Consider the following 17,833-nt stretch of genomic DNA (forward strand, 5'->3'; position numbering starts at 1 on the left):
GGAGACGCCATGGGGTTCAGCCTGTTTCCCAGGTCCGTGAAATTCTACGACCTGTTTACCGAGCAACACCGTAAACTCGTCAAGGCGGCGATCATCCTCGACGAACTGTTCACCACTTTCGACGACGTGGAAGATCGCTGCCGGCGCATCACCATCATCGAATCCGAAGGCAACGCCATCAGCCGGCGCATCGCCAAGGAACTCTCGCTTACCTTCATCACGCCCATCGACCGCGAGGACATCCACGAGATCAACCTCACCCAGGAAGACATCCTGAACCTCATCAAGGCCATCGCCTCGCGGGTGGGGCTTTTCGGTTTCGACCGCATCCGGTATCCCGCCCGGCGCATCATCAGCAACCTGCGGGCCATGATCGAGGAAATCGGGGCCGTGCTCGTGCACATGCGCCAAAACAAGCAGGCCGAACAACAGTTCCTCAAGATCGAAGGCCTCAAGCACGAGTGCGAAACCCTGATCATGGTCGGCATCGGCGAACTGTACGACGGCGGGGAGGAGAGCGCCGGCTATCAGGCCATTCTCGAAATCGTCAAATGGAAGCACCTGTTCGACCGCATCGAGGCGGCCGTCGAGCGCACCGAATCCCTTTCCGACGTGCTCGAAGGCGTGGTGCTCAAGAATGCCTGATATTCCCGTACTGCTCGTGGCGGTGGTCGCCATCGCGTTGCTCTTCGATTTCACCAACGGCGCCCACGACAGCGCCAACGCCATCGCCACGGTTGTTTCCACCAAGGTGCTTTCGCCGCTGACCGCCGTGTGCATGGCCGGCGTCCTGAACCTGCTGGGCGCGTTTCTGGGCACGGCCGTGGCCCACACCATGGGCAGCGGCATCGTGCGGCCCGAGGTGGTGTCCGGCAGCCAGGGCGTGGTCCTGGCCGCGCTCATGGGAGCCATCCTCTGGAATATTCTCACCTGGTACTGGGGGCTGCCCTCGTCGTCCTCCCACGCCCTGGTCGGCGGACTCATCGGCGCGGCCGTGGCCTACGGCGGCTGGGATACGCCAAGCTACGGCTCCATCGCCCACAAGGTCCTGCTGCCGCTGGTGCTCTCGCCCCTGGCCGGCTTCGGGGCCGGCTACCTGCTCATGGTGCTTTTGTCGTGGCTGGTGCGCCGCAGCACGCCGCACAGGGTCAACGGGGTCTTCAAGAAGCTGCAGATCCTGTCCTCGGCCTTCATGGCCACAAGCCACGGCTTAAACGACGCCCAGAAGACCATGGGCATCATCACCCTGGCCCTGTTCCTGGGCGGAACGATTCCGGAAATGACGGTGCCCTTCTGGGTCAAGCTCGCCTGCGCCGCGTCCATGGGCCTCGGCACGGCCTCCGGCGGCTGGAAGATCGTCAAGACCATGGGGCACAAGATCTTCAAGCTCGAACCCATTCACGGCTTTGCCGCGGAAACGGCGGCGGCGATGGTCATCAGCGGGGCCTCGGTCCTCGGCGCGCCCATCTCCACAACACACACCATCTCCACCACGGTCATCGGCGTGGGCGCGTCCAAACGCCTGTCCGCCGTGCGCTGGGGCGTGGCCGGCCGGCTGGTCGTGGCCTGGGTCATGACCATCCCGGCGGCGGCCCTGGCCTCGGCGGCCTGCTACTGGCTGCTGTCCATCACCGGCATCGCCCGGTAATGGGGAAGAGAAGCGGAGAAAAGGAACCGGGGGGAAACCTTTCTTGCAGAAAGGTTCTCCCCCCCGGGCCCCCCTTCCAAAGACTCTCAACGATAACAGCTGGTCACCGTTAAAAGTTTTGGGGAAGGGAGAGCGCGAGAGGGGAACCCTTTTTTCAAAAAGGGTTCCCCTCTCGCACTGTTTCCCTCCTCCTCCCCTAACGCGCCAGCATGGCGCGCAGGATATCGGCGCAGCTTTCGGCGTTATGGCTGGCCCGGAAGACGTATTCCACGAAGCGGATGATCCGGTAGACGGCCCCGAAATCCATGTCCGAGGCGTAGGCGGCGGCGATCAGGCCGCGCTTGGCCTTGACCACCTTCAGATGCTGTTGGCGCACGGCCTGGATATTGGCCTTGATGGTGCCGCGATCGCCACGGCCATGGAGAATGCCGTCCATGGTCGCGGAGAGCGCCGCATGCAGCAGGACCACGGTCTCGGCCGCTTCGGCGACGCTGATCGTCAGGGCCTCGGCCAGGGCCGCGGGGACTTCGAGGGGGGACAAGGCGAGCCAGGTCGTGGCTTCCTGGACAGCGTCGAGGATATTGTCCTGGCGGCGCGTGTAGTCCAGGAAGAGCGTCTTGTCGACGACCATGAGCCAGGCGACGGGCAAGTGGTTACGGATGCGGCGTTTGACCTTGTCGGCCTCGGCCTCGAGGGTGTCGATCTCGCCGGTCAGGACGCGAAACCCCTTGTCCGGACGCTTGGTGATGGCGTGCTTGAGGGCTTCGCTTAAAAGGGACATCCCCCAGGCCACGGGCCGGTAATGGTCGAGCAGGCCTGTCAGGTATTCTTGGCGGCGTGGAGAAAGAAAATGGAGCGGAGCGGGCAGCATGGGAAACTCCTTGCACGGGGCGACATGCCTCCGCCCTGAAAATGCCAGAAAAAGGCCATGTTGCAAAGCCGTCCCGGGCCCGCTTCCGGGAAAACGGCCCCTTTGGGCCAGGGACGGCGGCGCGGCGCAGCATTGGGAAGTTTCCGGAGCTGGACAGGAGGCGGCCCGCATGAACTTCCATTGCCGCCATGAGCCCCCTCCCCTCGCGCCCTTCCGGCGACGCGGATCGGACCAGGCCCTAGCTCAACTGCACGAAATTGGCCGCCGCCGGACTCAACTCCCCACGACGCCAGCACAAGTGCATACGCACGTCCTCCATGTCGCTGTCCACGAGCTTTTTGTAGACCACGTCGGCCGGGCGGCAGGTCGGAATATTGTAGACCATGGCCACCCCCAGCTTCGCCTCCACCAGAGCCACCGCACAGGGCACGCTGTCGGCGCATTCCCGTATGGCCGGAGTAAAGTCGGCCTTCTGGCACGCCTGGATCATTTTCCGCTGCAGATTGTGCGCCGGATGGTCGGTAGCCACGACAAAGGGTTGCTCCATGGTCTGGGCAAGGGTCAGCGCGCGGCAGGATGACAATGGATTCGAACGATGCACCGCCAGGACCCACGATGGGGACGCGATCGGATGCGATTCAAAAGCGTCATCCAGCACTTCCCCGTCGCTGCAGATCAAATCCAGCGAATCCGAATGCAACTTGTCCAGAAGCTCACCGATGAGCATCTCCCGCAGCACCAGCTCGACGTGCGGAAACCGCTCGTGAAACAGGCGGATCATGCGCTTGAGGTCACACAGGATCGCTGTCGTCACAAAGCCGATGGTCAAACGGCCCTGCTCGCCCTGCGCGGCCCGCCTGGCGGCCTGGCAGGCCAATTCCATCTGCTCCTGCATGTGAAGGGCCTCTTTATAAAAAGCGCGTCCCGCCGCCGTGAGTCTTACCGTGCGTGTCGTTCGCTCGAACAAGACAACGCCAAGAATCTCCTCAAGTTGTTTTATCGTGTGCGTTAATGATGGCTGCGTAATATGGAGTTCATTTGCCGCGCGATTAAAATGCAAATGACGGGCGACAGCAATGAAGCAGCGCAGTTGACGAAAGTCAAACATCGCAACCTCCGTGATTCTCTATTTTATGTGCATTTTTTCACAATCAAATAGACAAAAATTCCCCTCGTAAAACGGTTTCCTTCCCCGCAGCCCCCGAAAAAGTACCTCCGGTCAACCGCGGATTGCTCAATACCCAAGGGTTTCAGCGATACGCCCGGGGGCAAAAACACACAAGGCCGCCGCGCCGCCCGCTGGCGTGGCCCGGTTGCCGCGTGCCGGGGCGGACACGGGAGGATGCACGCCCGCCTCGAGGCGCGCCCGGCACCGGGAAGAGGCCGGGAAGAATCCACCATCACAGTGCGGCGCGGCAAGGCTGCGCCTCGATTGCGGCTGACGCCAACATCGGCCCGGCCGCAACGCGCCTCTTTGAACGTCCATACTCCTGCCCCCCCGAAAGACGGCTGCACCGTGGCGAAGGTGCAGCCGTCGGCAATTCATAAATTGAATCTATCAATGACAATAAAACAATTAATAATGCTCGTGAATAAATCACTATCACACAAAGTATAGGACTGCAACGAACAATTCATGCTAGCACTTTTACACCAATGGCTAAGGACAAACCTGGACAGTGTACGTTTTTATAGAAGCATCCGTCCGTACAAAACGTCACTTTCATCACGAAATCACGAGAGCAACCTGCATATTGGCTTTCGCCATGGAGGCATCAGCAAGGATGAAAACAGTCATTGTTTACAAGTGGGCCAGGGATGCCAAGGACGCGGCCGTCAGAAACGACGGCTCCGTGGATTGGCGCAACGCGAAGATGAGCCCCGGCGAGGACGATTTCGCCGCGCTCGAGGCCGCCAAGGCCATTGCGGACGGTGGAGAGGTCATCGGCCTGACCATCGGCGACGGCGACGCCAGCTGGGTCCTGGCGCGCGGCGTGAAGCAGGCCGTCTCGATCACCGACGCGCCCAACCTCGTGGACAATGCCGCCACGGCGGCGATCATCGCCGCCGCCGTCAGGAAGATCGGCGATGTGGACATCGTCGCGATCGGGGACTCCGAGGAATACGCCGGCGTCCCCGTGGCCCTGGCCGGACTGCTGGGCTGGCCGGCCGTCGCCCACGTCGACAGCGCCGAAGCCGCCGACGGGCGCGTGCGCATCACCCGCAAGCTGGGCAAGGACGTGCAGACCCTAAGCCTTGCCGCCCCGGCCGTCGTCGCGGTCAGCGCCGCATCCCCCGAAAAAAAGGCTCCCGGCATGAAAGAGCAGCTGATGGCCCGCAAGCGCCCCATCGGCAAGCTGACTCTCGCCGACATCAGCGCCGGCAACGCCGAGACGGTTGCGAGCCGGGCCACCAGGCTGCCCGAAACCACTGCTGCCCGCCTCTTCGAGGGCGAGCCCCCCGCAGCTGCCGCGCAGCTCGTCGACGCCCTGCGGGGCGAGGGGGTCTTGTAGCATGCCGGAGACTTACGCGGACAACGAGAAAGGAGAGGCCCAATGAACGAGGCATGGATCATCGTGACAGAGGAAAAGCCCACGCCCGCCCTGGTGGCCGCGGCCAAGGGACTGGGGGGGAAGGTCATCGCGGCCGTGGTCGGACCGCGCGCCCTGGCCGAGGCCGTCGCGGTCGCCGGCCCCGACGCGGTGAAGTGGATCGAGACGGAACAGGGGCGTCCGGCCGAGGCCTACGCCGGCCCGGTCGCCCGACTTATCGCGGCCGATGCGCCCAGAGCGGTCGTCGCCAACGCCTCCGCCGCGGGCCGCGTCCTTGCCGGCGCGACCGCGGCGAACCTCGGCGCAGCCATGATTCCGCGCGGCCTGAAGCTGTCGGCCGACGGCGAGGACACCCTTGTGGAACGCGCGGACCTGGACGGCAGGGTCATCGAGACGATCGCCTCCGCCGGGCCCGTGGTCACCTTCTATGCCGGAGACGACGTCGCGCAGGCACCCTGCCCCCCCGCTCCCATCGAGACGGTCGCCGCGACTGGCGTCGCCGACATCACGCTCGAGAAGATCGAACCGGCCGCCGGGGCCGATGCGGGCATCACCAAGGCCAGCGTGGTCGTCTCGGTCGGACGCGGCCTGAAGAAAAAGGACGACCTGACGCTCATCCAGGGCCTGGCCACGGCCCTCGGCGCCGAAATCGGCTGCAGCATGCCCGTGGCCGACGACCTGGGCTGGGTCGAAAAGGAGCGCTATGTGGGCCGGTCCGGCCAGCATATCACGCCCCGGCTCTACATCGCCGTCGGCATCCAGGGAGCCCCGCAGCACCTGGAAGGCATCCGGGGGACCAAGGTCGTCGTCGGCATCAACAACGACCCCGACGCGCCGATTTTCAAGGCCGCCGACTTCGGCATCGTGGGCGATCTCTACGAGGTCGTCCCCGCCCTGCAGGCGGCCCTTGGCAAATAACGTCCAGTCAAACCAAGCCAGGAGGAGATGTGACATGGCTGAAGAGTTCGATTCCCACTACGACGTCATCGTGATCGGCGGCGGCGGCTCGGGCCTGTCGACCGCTGTGCAGGCCGCCAAGAACGGTCTGACCTGCGCCGTGCTCGAAAAAGAAGAGCAGCTCGGCGGCAGCTCGGCCTTTGCCGAGGGCCACGCGGCCTTCGAGTCCGACGAGCAGAAAAAGCGCGGCATCACCGTCACCAAGCAGGAAGCCTACACCGCCTACATCGACTACTCGCACTGGCGCTGCGATTCGGCGCTGGTGAACCGTTTCGTCGAGAACGCCGCCACCACCATCACGAAGATGCGCGACGAGGTGGGAGCCGTCTACGAGGACGTCACCATCACCGCGCCCGAGCAGCCCGGCGAACTCGTCACCTGGCACCTGCCCGAAGGCGAGGTCGCGCATGTGCTCGAGCTGCTCGAAGCGGACGCCCGCCGCCGCGGCGTCGACATCTTCCTGTCCACCCCCGCAACCAGGATCCTGCGGGGCGAGGACGGCAAGATCAAGGGCGTGGTCGCCAAGGACGCCGATGGCGAGACCGTCAGGCTCGGGGCCAAGGCCGTCGTGGTCGGCTCCGGCGGCTATGCCGCCAATCCCGCGCTGATCAACAAGTACGGCAAGTTCAAGATCGGCGAGCATGTCATCAACGCCGGCGGGAAAGGGAACACCGGCGACGGCCTCAAGATGATGCAGGAGGTCGGCGCCGTCGAGAACTCCAATATCGGCACCATGCTGTTCTTTCCCCTGATGCGCGACAAGACCGTCACCAGCCACGTCAACAACGCCGGCATGCAGCCCTCGTTATGGGTCGACAAGTACGGCCGGCGCTTCACCAACGAAACCGTGGGGCTCAACTTCGGCAATGCCGGCGACCTCATGGTGGGCCTGCCGGACGCGATGTTCTGGTGCATCCTCGACCAGGACTACATCGACAGGCTGGTCAACAAGGGCAACTTTGTCGGCCTTGGCATCTACGTCCGCAACTACGAAAAGCTGATCCATCTGCCGGGGGAACTCGAGGCCGACGCCGCAAATAGCAGCTGCACCAACGTCCACAAGGGAGAGACCCTCGAAGCGCTGGCCGGCAAGATCGGTGTCGCTCCCGAAGTGCTGCGCTCGGAAGTCGAGGAGTACAACGGCTACGTCAGTGCCGGTGATGACAAGAAGTACCGCAAGGACCCGAAGTACCTCTTTGCCTGCAATCGGGCGCCCTTTTACGCCATCAAGATGGAACCCGGCATCATGGTCAGCGTCGGCGCCATCAAGATCAATGAATACATGCAGGTGCTCGATGCCAATGGTGGGGTCATTCCAGGCCTCTACAGCGTCGGTTGCGACGCGGGCGGCCTGTTCGGCGAAAGCTACCAACTGACGATTCCGGGTTCGGCCAACGGCTTCGCCCTGACGTCGGGGTGGCTGTCGGCCGACGACATCGCCGAGAAAGTCAAGGCCGGCGCGCTCTGATCCCGTAAGCGTTCGAAAGCCGGGCCGCGCGAAACCGGGCGGCCCGGCCCACCCGTTCCAATGACGGTTTTTGGGGAGAGAAACCTGATGCCTGAAGAAGCACTCGAGGTCGATGCCGACGTCATCGTGATCGGCGGCGGCGTGGCCGGCACCGTCTGCGCCCACCAACTGGCGCAAGCGGGCAAGCAAGTCATTTTGATCGAACGCGGCGGGCAGCCCGGCGCAAAGAACCTCTCGGGAGGGATCTTCTACTGCCGCGTGATGGAACAGGTTTTCCCGGATTTTGTCGGAGAGGCCCCGGTGGAGCGCCGCATCACGCGCAATGTGCTCTCCTTCCTCAATCCGACGTCACACTTCAATGTCGACTACTGGGACCAGCGCCTGGCCGATCCCGTCAACGCGGTGACCGTGCTGCGGGCCAAGCTGGACGCATGGTTGGCCGAGCAATGCGAGGATGCCGGCGTCATGGTGATGCCGGGCATCCGGGTCGACAGCCTGCTGTTCGAAAACGGGCAGGTGGTCGGCGTCAAGGCCGGCGAGGACGAACTCCACGCCCATGTGGTGGTCGCCGCCGACGGCGTGAACTCCTTTATCGCCCAGCAGGCCGGCATCCGCGCCAAGGAACCGGCCCAGAACCTGGCCGTCGGCGTCAAGAGCGTGATCGGTCTGCCGGAGAAGGTCATCGAGGACCGCTTCAACGTCACCGGCAACGACGGGGTCGCCTATGCGCTCGTCGGCGACTGCACCAAGACGGCGGCTGGCGGCGGCTTTCTGTACACCAACAAGGAGTCGATCAGCGTCGGCGTGGTGCTGCGCCTCGACGACCTGGAGGCCAAGGGGCTCACGTCGAGCGAGGTGCACGACCACTTCCTGGGCCACCCGGCCATCGCGCCGCTTTTGCGCGACGGCGAGCTGCTGGAATACGGCTGCCACCTGACGATCGAAAACGGCCCGGCTATGGCTGCCCACGACCTCGCCCGGCCGGGGCTCCTCATCATCGGCGACGCCGCCGGCTTCACGCTCAACACCGGCCTGACCATCCGCGGCATGGACCTGGCCGCCGGCTCCGGCATCGCCGCCGCCAAGACCATCATCAAGGCGTTTGAGCGCGGCAGCTACGGCCAGCAGGACATGGACGACTACAAGAAGCAGCTGGGCGCCACGTTCGTCGGCGCCGACATGAAGACCTACGCCAAGGCGCCAAACTTCCTGGAAGTACCGCGCATGTACCAGGACTACGGCCTGCTGCTCACCGACATCTTCCACGACATCTACAGCTGCGACACCACGCCCCGCAAACACATCGCGGCAACGGCGGCCGGTGCGTTCAAGCGCTCGAAAGTCAAGCTGCTTACGGCCCTCGGGGACATGCTCAAGGCCGCCAGGGCGCTTTAGGGAGGAAGGACATGACGATCTTTGGAGATGTCACGCAACGTCTGGCGGGCAACACGTACGTCGTCGACGAGCAGTCGCACATAGAAGTCAACCAGGAGATCGCCCGAAAGACCGGCACGGGGAAATTGCTGGTCCGGGTGTGCCCTGCCCACGTCTATTCCGAAAACGAGGACGGCACCATCGGCGTTTTGTTCGCGGCCTGTCTGGAATGCGGCACCTGCCGCGCCCTGGCCAGCCCCGACGCGCTCACATGGCATTACCCGAACGGCGGATTCGGCATCGCCTTCCGCGAAGGCTGAGCCGACATGCCGGCATGGGGGCGGACGGCAAAGCTTGCACGCACATGGAGCCTTGGGTCTCGCTTCGAAGTCGGAGCGCTGCCGGATCAAGAGACCATTGCGGCAACAAGCCTGTCGTGAGGGAAGCGGAAGACGGTTTGTTCCTATTGCATAAAAACACTGGAGGGGTATTTATGAAACGGGCATGTTCTCTTTTTCTTGTGGTATATGCTCTATCCTGCGGTTTGGCGTCTGCCAGTAGCGGGCACTACGTCAATGGCGTCGAGGGGATAAAAGCGGCCACATTGCCGCCTGAAGGTTTTTACGTCAGAGAATATTCCGTATATTACAATGCTCCAGAGTACCGGGACAAGAACAATAAAATTGTCAACAACGACTTCAAGCTCAATGTATTCTGCCAAGTCACGCGTCTCATATACTCATCGAACATCTCGGTGCTTGGCGGCAATCTCCTCTTCGATGCCGTGGTACCTTTTCAGTATACCGACAATTCCTTCAAGACAGGGCAATCCTCCCCGCGCTCCAGTGAGGACATGTTCGGCCTTGGCGACATCCTGATTGAACCCCTGCTTCTCAGTTGGCATGGGGACAGGTATGACGCCGCCATTGGAGCAGGCCTGTACATTCCGACCGGTTATTTCAGCAAGAATCATCCGGCAAGTCCCGGCAAAGGCTTTTATACGGTGATGTTCACCGCAGGCGGGACCGTTTATTTCGACCAGGAAAGGACCTGGAGCGCATCCATTCTGTCCCGGTACGAAGTGAACACAGAGCAAAACGAAACAAACATTACCCCTGGCAATGACTTTCATTTTGAGTGGGGTATCGGAAAAACCTTCAACAAGACCATGACGGTCGGCGCCGCGGGCTACTGTTCATGGCAAACGACCGACGACAGCGGAAGCGGTGCAACGGATGATCGCACGACGATCTATGGCATCGGGCCGGAAGTCGCCTTTGACATCCCGGCGTACACCACTTCTGTTTCCCTGCGCTTCATAAAGGAATTCTCCGGACAAAACAGTTCGCAAGGCAGCATTGGCACGCTGACGCTGACGAAACGATTCTAGGGATTTTGCCCAGCCGGTGTTTCCCGGCCCGATCCCTTGGAGAAAACCGGCCGAGGATACGGCGTCGCTGGCCCCCAGCCGCGCCGCGCACGCCTCAAATGCGGCGCGGACGTGACTCCGAGGCGAGCCCGTCCGCCCTCGAACGCCGCATCGCGCATGCCGCACCGCAGCCTTGGAGCATACGGCAGAAAATTGGAGCATCGAACACAAAATGGGCTGTCGCAAAAGCGACAGCCCATTGCAATGGCTGCTGCCCGAGGCCGGCCATACTTCAAACGCAAGGCCGCATGAGCACGTGCCGGATGAGGCGCAAAGCAGTGCCGAATCGCGCGCCGCCTTACGCCTTCCCCCCACCGGAACGGCGTCCGGCCTTTTTGGCGCTGGCCGTATCGGCAAAGCCATAGCCGCATACGCCGCCGCACCGGGCCACGTCGTTGATGTCCTTCTGGTCGAGGGGAAAAAGCCGGCAGGCTTTGGGCCGGCATTTGCCGTACACGCGGCACAAACGGTCCTTTGTCAGCATCGGGCAGGCGATGGTAAAATGGCAGCACGTCCCGCACTGGTGGCATTCCCCTTGGCGGGCGCGCAGTTGGCGGGCCACATAGCCCTTGCGGAAATGCACAGCAAAAAGACGCCTGACCTTGCCGATGAAAATACGTGTTCCGTGTCTGCTCATTACCATTGTCAATCCTTGGTGCCCCAATATCACAAACCTTGCCCTCCAGCGCTGACGGCACCATCATCAATCCCTTCCACCGGGGCATGGCCAACGGGAAACAGGGAGACCGGGATGCCGCCCCATCTTCCCCGCTTTCAAATTAGAGGATGGCAACGGATATCATTTCCGGTCGGGTGGGAAAACTGGTGTGCGGGACTTGGCTGGGATGGCCGGTTTTCGTTTGCGCGGGAAAATTCTTGTTCCCAACGTAATCTTGCGTCGCCCAAAAGGCGATACAAAATACCCCAAGATGAATAAAAGGTCACGTCCGGCCATCACCGACCGCCGCAACCGCTCTCTTTGCGGGCGCCAAGGCCGGCGTCGAACCGGTATGTCCCGAAGAACACGGGACAGGACCGCATGGGCCGGTGGACCGAGGATGCAAAACAGGACCAGGGCTGAGAAAGTCAGCATTCAGGCGTAAAACGGCATCGACGGGAAACGCCGGCGGTTAGCCGACGTTTCCCGTACCGCCGCTCCCAAAGGAGCCGTTGGCGACACGTCGTTATTGCTGGACGGCGACATAGGGCTGCAACACGGCGGGCATGCTCTTCTTCATTTGCTCGGTCGGTACGCTTACAGGAACAAGCGGCGGCTGGCCCATGGATTGAAGCACTTCCAGGCCGCCCTTGGGATCGAACAGGTATTGCAAAAACGCCTCGGCGGCCTCCTTATTCGGAGCTTTGTCCAGCATGGTGATGCCATAGGTAATGGACGAACCGACACGCTCGATGGTTTCTCCCGGCTTTTGCCCGGAAACCGTCACCTTGGCCTGCTTGTAGAAGGAATTCAGGGTATAATCGCTGAGATTGATGTGCTTGTCCAAGGTGAGATACTTAAGCTTATGCTGTACGGCTACGGACAGGTACTCCCAGGCGTAGTCCATATTGCCGGACTCAAGCAGAGAAATGAGTTCCGGGGACTTGGGCCGCACGTTTTCATTGGGACGGTTGGCCAGGAGTTTGTCGTACAGACCGGGCTTTTTATAAAAAATTTGAGCCAGCTGCAGCACCATGAGGCTGCGATAGCCACAGGGATCCAGATTGGGGTCGGAATGCCCCCAGACCACGCCCTTGCGCTGCAGGATCTCATACCAGTTATCCTGATTGATTTCCTTGGCGAACTTGGACTTGTCCGTGTAGCAAAGCACCATCTGGTTGGAGGCGAACCGGGCGTTCCAGGAGGCGAACTTCGGAATGAGATTCTTGTTGATGACCACGTAGTCGGCCGAGGCCATGATATCCGCCGGTTTTCCCTCTTCGGAGATGAGCCGGGCCATTTTGGTGGAGCCGCCGGCTTCCCGCTGGATATCCACCTTGGGATATTTGGCTTCAAAGGCCTTTTCCATGGCCGCAAAGGGAACGGAAAGCGAGCCGGCATGAAAGATGATGAGTTTCCCGGATGGTTCGGCCAAGCAAATCCCCCCCAGCGCCTGCAGCACAAGAGCACCTGTGGCAAGCAGTGTCATCAGTACGCGAAACATGACGGGCTCCTTTGTTGCGTCTCCGCATTTTTCAGTGTTCAGTGTTTGCAAGGCCCTCCTTTATGCCTGCATCAAGGGGACATGGCAACATCAGGGCAGCGGTTGCCGGCCCATAGCGTCTTTTTGGCGCGTCATGAGGGCTGCTGGGCTGGAAAAGTGTCGAGGACCGCGCTTTCATCGCTTCTGCGGGCGAAAAGCCCCGATGGGGCGGAAGGAGGCAAGGAGTACTCGGCAGGATGAGAAAGGCTTCCCCTGCCGTGGAACTCCGGGCCTCGGCATTCTTCACGGGGATTGACGCCATAGAATCCAAATTTGGTGGACAGATGGGGAACAACACTATCTCCCCAAAAATAAGGTCGCGTCCGGTCATCACCAACCGTCGCAACCTCTTCCTTTTTCCTGGTGCCCGAGGCCGGAATCGAACCGGCACGTCCCGAAGAACAAGGGATTTTAAGTCTCGAAAATCATTCAATTTTTACCATACGTTACCATAAATAATCAAATAAAATCAAAGGGATGAGTAATCATGAATTTTCTTGAAAATGCACGTTTTTCCAGACCGAGTGGAGCAAAATTGGAGCAAAAATTTCCCCCTCAACGCTTCCGCCAGCCGTAAACAAATCTCTGGCCGTGTCAAAGTCCTCTGCCGCAATCATCCTGTGACTCCATCCTCTTTGGGAAGCATTTGCGGCATTGCCCGGCGTTGCGAAAAATATTGTGCCGGCGTGCTCCCAAGAGCATTCTTAAACATGGTGATAAAGGCGTTGACCGACTCGTAGCCCAACTCGGCCGCCACATTCTGCACCGACGCACCGCTGGCCAGTTCCCGAAGCGCGACGACAAGGCGCAACTGCTGCCGCCAGCGCCCGAACGTCAAGCCCGTCTCCCGGACCATCAAGCGGGCGAGCGACCTTTCGCTCATGGCGACACGCTTCGCCCAATCTCCCAATGTCCCCCTCTCGGACGGTTTGGCCGCCAGGGCGTCGGCTATCGCTCGGATTTTCGGATCGTTCGAGATGGGGAGGTTGAATCTTTCACGCGGCATCTCAACCAACTCGTCGAGGACCACCCTTGCCAATCGGGCGGCGTGGCTGTCCGGCGGGTAGTCCGCCCCTTCCCGGGCCAATCGGTCGATGATTTCTTGAACCATCGGGGAGACGGACAGCGTGCAACACTCCTCAGGCAGGGTTGCCGCCCCTGGCTCCACGAAAAGATAGTTGAGCCGAGCGTTTTCGGTCGCCCGGGCGCTATGCGGCACTCCGCCCGGTATCCAGACTCCACAATTGGGCGGAACGATCCAGATTTCGTTGTCAGCGGTGCAGGTGACCGCTCCATGTAGTGCGAGGATCAACTGCCCCTTGCGATGCGCGTGCCTCGGCACCTCCGCCTCGTGATCCGCAAAATCGAGTTGTCGGGCGACCGCCGGCCGATCCGTCAGATCGGGGTCGAAGGCAGAGACAGCCGAGAGTGAGACGGACATCGAGGACCTCGTTTGGCATTTTTCAGGTATTTATTGGCAAAATATCGAGTTTCTTTGAAGATGAAAAGCGGAAATGATGCCTCGCGTGAACATCATACTTCCTGCCAAGAGAGCGTTGACGAGAACCTGGGCCACCCTCGCGCACACGGGGACTCGCCTCTTCCAGAGCCCTGCCTTGCAAGCGGACGCGGACGCGTTGTTCTTCTCGGTGAAAAGTTTCGCCGCAGCGATGCTGGCCTACTACCTTTCGCTACGCATCGGGCTTCCCAAGCCTTATTGGGCCATCCTCACCGTCTATCTCGTCTCGCAGCCCTCAGCCGGCGCGTCGCTCGGTCGCGGCGTCTATCGTCTCGCCGGGACGCTGGCTGGTGCCGTGGCAACGGTGGCGATCGTCCCGAATTTTGTGAACAACCCGATCATATGCAGTGTGGCCATCGCGGGCTGGATCGGTCTGTGCCTCTACTTCGCGCTGCTCGACCGCACACCGCGAGCCTATGCCTTCGTTCTCGCCGGCTACACCGCGAGCCTGATCGGCTTTCCCAGCGTATTCAACCCTGGTGCGGTCTTTGAGACGGCGTCGGTGCGGGTCCAGGAAATCTCGCTCGGAATCCTTTGCACCATCCTCATGCATCGTTTCGTCCTGCCAAAGCGCATGACGGGCCAGTTCCTCGGTAAACTCTCGGCGACGTTGCGGGATGCGCGACGGCTGGCAGGCGAAGCGCTTCTCGGAGGATCGAGACAACAGGTCCATCACGCATGCAAGAAGCTCGCAGTGGACCTGCTTGGCCTTCAGGGGCTCGCGACACACCTGCCGTATGATCCGGCATCTGCGAAACCCCGCGCCAAGGACCGGCGGTTGCTCCATGCCCGGCTTGCGCGACTGCTTCTGCTCGCTCCGGGGATCGAGGACCGGGTCAGGGCCCTCCAAAGTGGAGACCACGCCGCGCCCGACGAACTGGCCGCATTGCTGCGTGAGATTGAGCGGTGGATCGGGGACGGCGATAAGATCGAAAAAGACGGTCTTGCCATACAACTGATCGACCGCGCACGATCGCTCCGGACACGTATCGCCGCGAACGCCACAACGCCTGACGAGAGGCTCGCCGCCAACCTTGTTCGCCACCTCGCCGAGATGCTCGGACTGCTTCACGACTGCGATCGGCTCGAACGAAACATCACGCGTGGCGGTCGATCGCGCGGTGCTGCCGCGTACCAATGGCCGGGCCGCGTGAGCGGTTATGTCTATCACCGTGACCACTGGAAGGCCGCCCGGGCCGCGCTGGGTGCCACTGTCGGCATCGTGGTCGGCTGTCTCGTCTGGATATGGTCGGCCTGGCCGGACGGCGCAATGGCCGTCTCGGTCCTCGGCGTGTGCTGCTCCTTGTACGGAACTGTCGACGAACCGGCACCACACGTCGTCCAATATACGGTCGGCACCGTCTACGGCGTGGCGATGAGCCTTGCCTACAGTTTCCTTATTCTGCCCCGCGTGACGGACTTCCCCGTGTTGGTCGCGGTGCTCGCGCCGGCATTCCTGTTCGCGGGTTCCCTCCAGGCGCGTTTCCCGACGATGAACATGGGGTTCGGCATCACGCTCACGATTCCGATCCTTGCGGGGCTGGGCACCACCTACACCGGCAACTTCGCCGGGTCTCTCAACACCATCATCGCACTGTTCGCCTCACTTGCATTCGGCTTGGTGAGCATGACCCTGCTGCAAACCGTGCCGGTCGACGCGGCGATCAATCGATTGCTTCGGCCAAGCCGGAAGGATGTCAGTCGGCACGCCCTCGGCAAGGGAAATACTGCAGCGCACTGGACAAACCTTATGGTCGATCGGATGGCGCTGCTGCTCCCAAGGATGCGGTTGTCCAAGAATTCTTATTCGGACGCGCTCGATGATCCGTTGCACCATCTCCGCGTCGGCTACGCTGTTGGTCAACTCCGTCGTGCGGTCCGTCACGTCGGCGGCGACATCGGCGAGACGGCGCGCGAGCTTTTTTCGGCGATCGCCGCACACTTCGACACCAAGGGCCGGACGAAACCTGTCGAGCCCATTGAACTGGCCCGGCGCATCGAAATGCTGCTGGCGCTCATTGTCGACAGTTCCATCCAGGACCGCTCGCAGTTGCTCGACCTGCTCATCGATCTTCAGTTCGCCATTGCTCCGAGTGGCATCTCAAAGGAGGCAGACAGTTTATGATTGTCGATCTCAACATCGGAGGGGTCTTCATCCCCGGTCTGCTGGTGCTCGCGATCATCGCGCTTGTCGCCACTGTCGTGGTGATTCGCCTCCTCAACTTCGCAGGCATCTGCCGCGTATTCGCATACCGGCCGATCGTCGAACTCGCCACATTAGCCATCATCTATGCTCTTCTCTTGCAGCATCTACCATACACTGGAGGATCATTCTAATGAAGTATGCGTTATCACTGCTCGGCCGCTACACCCTGACGCTTTGCCTTGTCGTAATCACCTCTCTCGTTGCTCTGCAAGCATGGGAGCGATACGATACGAAGCCCTGGACCCGCGACGGTCGAGTGAGCGCACACGTCGTACAGGTCGGGCCGGAAGTCTCCGGTACAGTCAGCACCGTGCCCGTTATCGACAATCAGTATGTCCATCGGGGCGACATTCTCTATGTGATCGACCCTGAACGGTTCCGGCTCGCCGTGGCGTCCGCAAAGGCCGATGTCGACGCCAAGCGTCAAGATATGATTGTCCTAGAAGCGGCCGCGCGGCGTCGCAGTCAGATCCCGGGGGTCATAACCCCGGAACAGATCCAGCAAGCGACTGGAGCGGCAGCTGTGGCCGCCGCCACCTATCAGGGTGCGTTGGCGGCTCTCGATCTCGCCAAGCTCAATCTCACCCGGGCCACCATCCGCTCTCCGGTCGATGGCTATGTCACCAATCTGAATCTGCGTCCCGGCGACTACGCGACAGCCGGCGTGACGAAAATCGCTGTTCTCGACGCGGCCAGCTTTTGGATCACCGGGTACTTCGAAGAGACGAAGGTCCGGCAAATCCACAGTGGCAGCGCGGTGCAGATCATGCTGATGGGTTTTGATCAACCTGTAACAGGTCATGTCGAAAGCATTGGACGCGGCATCGAAAATAGCAATGAGACGCCCGGCCATCTTGGCCTACCAAACGTGGAAGCAACATTTAGTTGGGTGCGACTTGCCCAGCGTATCCCGGTCCATATCCATATCGACCAGGTGCCGCCAGGAATCGAACTGGCGGCAGGCATGACGGCGACCGTCGAAATCAATCACGCCAGTGCAGCGTCCGAGCAAAAGACGGAAACGATGGTGGCCCGATTAACCAGTCTCTGGACTGATTTCATTCGTTCGCCCATGGGGCAACCTCATTAATCCGCTCCGGCGTTGCTCCATATAGGCGTCCGCCACCAAAACGGATGAGGTCTTCGTCCGCCGGGCACTCTGGAGGCCCAGGGCACCAAAAGATTCAGCAGGAAGGGCGGTCCTGATTTTCCCGAAGGATGGTTAACGCGTCAGGCAAGGCGTCAAGCACCTTCAAAAGATTGGTCACGGCCCGACTGGTCAGGGCGTCCCCCTTCTCGTACTTGGTAAAAGCTTTCGGTCCGCCGCCGATGAGGTCCCCTGCCGCCGCCTGCGTCAGCCCGAGTTTCTTCCGGATGCGCTTTATCTGCGGGCCATCCAACAGGCCTTCACACTTCGCCTTCATGGCGTTTAATGCCCGATCGGACACCTTCATGTCCGCACGAGTATAGAGACCTTCTCCGCATTTCGGGCAATACCATCCGGGCATGGCAACAGTCATGGTCTGCCCTTTGTAGGAGAATTCCACTGACCTCACGTCACGAACCATTTCGGTTCCGTCCTCGTGACACACTGGATTGACTTCCATT

At 61.2% G+C, this 17,833-nt stretch carries 17 protein-coding genes; 11 read left to right on the forward strand and 6 right to left on the reverse strand.

What is annotated here, in order from left to right:
• Positions 1–9: 9 nt before the first annotated feature.
• Positions 10–645: a DUF47 family protein gene (locus K9F62_00525; protein UJX41224.1), complete on the forward strand. Its 636-nt coding sequence runs from the start codon at positions 10–12 to the stop codon at positions 643–645.
• Positions 638–1,648 (forward strand): inorganic phosphate transporter, encoded by a 1,011-nt coding sequence (locus K9F62_00530; GenBank protein UJX41225.1) that lies wholly within the window; start codon positions 638–640, stop codon positions 1,646–1,648. Before K9F62_00525 ends, K9F62_00530 begins: the two co-directional genes overlap by 8 nt.
• A gap of 196 nt (positions 1,649–1,844) precedes the next feature.
• Here K9F62_00530 and K9F62_00535 read toward each other — a convergent pair whose 3' ends face one another.
• Both K9F62_00535 and K9F62_00540 read right to left on the reverse strand, forming a co-directional pair.
• Positions 1,845–2,519 (reverse strand): DUF47 family protein, encoded by a 675-nt coding sequence (locus K9F62_00535; GenBank protein UJX41226.1) that lies wholly within the window; start codon positions 2,517–2,519, stop codon positions 1,845–1,847.
• A 238-nt stretch (positions 2,520–2,757) separates the two neighbouring features.
• Complete coding sequence (locus tag K9F62_00540) at positions 2,758–3,627, reverse strand: LysR family transcriptional regulator (GenBank protein ID UJX41227.1); 870 nt, start codon at positions 3,625–3,627, stop codon at positions 2,758–2,760.
• Positions 3,628–4,303: 676 nt separating this feature from the next.
• Between K9F62_00540 and K9F62_00545 the strand changes: the two genes are divergently transcribed.
• The 6 genes from K9F62_00545 to K9F62_00570 all read left to right on the forward strand — a co-directional run bounded on the left by K9F62_00545 (position 4,304) and on the right by K9F62_00570 (position 10,260).
• Positions 4,304–5,032, forward strand: coding sequence for an electron transfer flavoprotein subunit alpha (locus tag K9F62_00545; protein ID UJX41228.1), 729 nt, complete (start codon positions 4,304–4,306; stop codon positions 5,030–5,032).
• A 42-nt stretch (positions 5,033–5,074) separates the two neighbouring features.
• Entirely contained in the window at positions 5,075–5,989 is a 915-nt protein-coding gene (locus tag K9F62_00550) for an electron transfer flavoprotein subunit alpha/FixB family protein (protein ID UJX41229.1), read from the forward strand.
• Positions 5,990–6,023: 34 nt separating this feature from the next.
• A complete protein-coding gene (locus tag K9F62_00555) occupies positions 6,024–7,496 on the forward strand; it encodes an FAD-dependent oxidoreductase (GenBank protein UJX41230.1) in 1,473 nt (490 codons plus the stop codon).
• Between the two features lie 87 nt (positions 7,497–7,583).
• Positions 7,584–8,891: an FAD-dependent oxidoreductase gene (locus K9F62_00560; GenBank protein UJX41231.1), complete on the forward strand. Its 1,308-nt coding sequence runs from the start codon at positions 7,584–7,586 to the stop codon at positions 8,889–8,891.
• An 11-nt stretch (positions 8,892–8,902) separates the two neighbouring features.
• Positions 8,903–9,190 carry a 4Fe-4S dicluster domain-containing protein gene (locus tag K9F62_00565; GenBank protein UJX41232.1) on the forward strand — a complete coding sequence of 96 codons (288 nt, stop codon included), beginning with the start codon at positions 8,903–8,905 and terminating at the stop codon, positions 9,188–9,190.
• Positions 9,191–9,363: 173 nt separating this feature from the next.
• Positions 9,364–10,260, forward strand: coding sequence for a transporter (locus K9F62_00570; GenBank protein UJX41233.1), 897 nt, complete (start codon positions 9,364–9,366; stop codon positions 10,258–10,260).
• Positions 10,261–10,597: 337 nt separating this feature from the next.
• Here K9F62_00570 and K9F62_00575 read toward each other — a convergent pair whose 3' ends face one another.
• The 3 genes from K9F62_00575 to K9F62_00585 form a co-directional block, all read right to left on the reverse strand.
• Positions 10,598–10,942: a hypothetical protein gene (locus tag K9F62_00575; GenBank protein UJX41234.1), complete on the reverse strand. Its 345-nt coding sequence runs from the start codon at positions 10,940–10,942 to the stop codon at positions 10,598–10,600.
• A 541-nt stretch (positions 10,943–11,483) separates the two neighbouring features.
• On the reverse strand, positions 11,484–12,446 hold the full coding sequence (wtpA, locus tag K9F62_00580; GenBank protein UJX43089.1) for a tungstate ABC transporter substrate-binding protein WtpA: 963 nt from the start codon (positions 12,444–12,446) through the stop codon (positions 11,484–11,486).
• Between the two features lie 667 nt (positions 12,447–13,113).
• Positions 13,114–13,941 carry a helix-turn-helix transcriptional regulator gene (locus K9F62_00585; GenBank protein UJX41235.1) on the reverse strand — a complete coding sequence of 276 codons (828 nt, stop codon included), beginning with the start codon at positions 13,939–13,941 and terminating at the stop codon, positions 13,114–13,116.
• A 175-nt stretch (positions 13,942–14,116) separates the two neighbouring features.
• Between K9F62_00585 and K9F62_00590 the strand changes: the two genes are divergently transcribed.
• From K9F62_00590 to K9F62_00600, 3 genes are read left to right on the forward strand one after another with little or no spacing between them, the layout of a single operon-like run.
• Positions 14,117–16,144, forward strand: coding sequence for an FUSC family protein (locus K9F62_00590; protein ID UJX41236.1), 2,028 nt, complete (start codon positions 14,117–14,119; stop codon positions 16,142–16,144).
• Entirely contained in the window at positions 16,141–16,356 is a 216-nt protein-coding gene (locus K9F62_00595; protein UJX41237.1) for a DUF1656 domain-containing protein, read from the forward strand. Before K9F62_00590 ends, K9F62_00595 begins: the two co-directional genes overlap by 4 nt.
• Entirely contained in the window at positions 16,356–17,315 is a 960-nt protein-coding gene (locus K9F62_00600) for an HlyD family secretion protein (protein ID UJX41238.1), read from the forward strand. Before K9F62_00595 ends, K9F62_00600 begins: the two co-directional genes overlap by 1 nt.
• Before the next feature lie 94 nt (positions 17,316–17,409).
• On the opposite strand, the gene K9F62_00605 is transcribed toward K9F62_00600, so the two are convergent.
• Positions 17,410–17,832, reverse strand: coding sequence for a type II toxin-antitoxin system MqsA family antitoxin (locus tag K9F62_00605; protein ID UJX41239.1), 423 nt, complete (start codon positions 17,830–17,832; stop codon positions 17,410–17,412).
• Position 17,833: the final 1 nt, after the last annotated feature.

Source organism: Desulfovibrio sp. JY, from assembly GCA_021730285.1.
Classification (GTDB): domain Bacteria; phylum Desulfobacterota; class Desulfovibrionia; order Desulfovibrionales; family Desulfovibrionaceae; genus Solidesulfovibrio.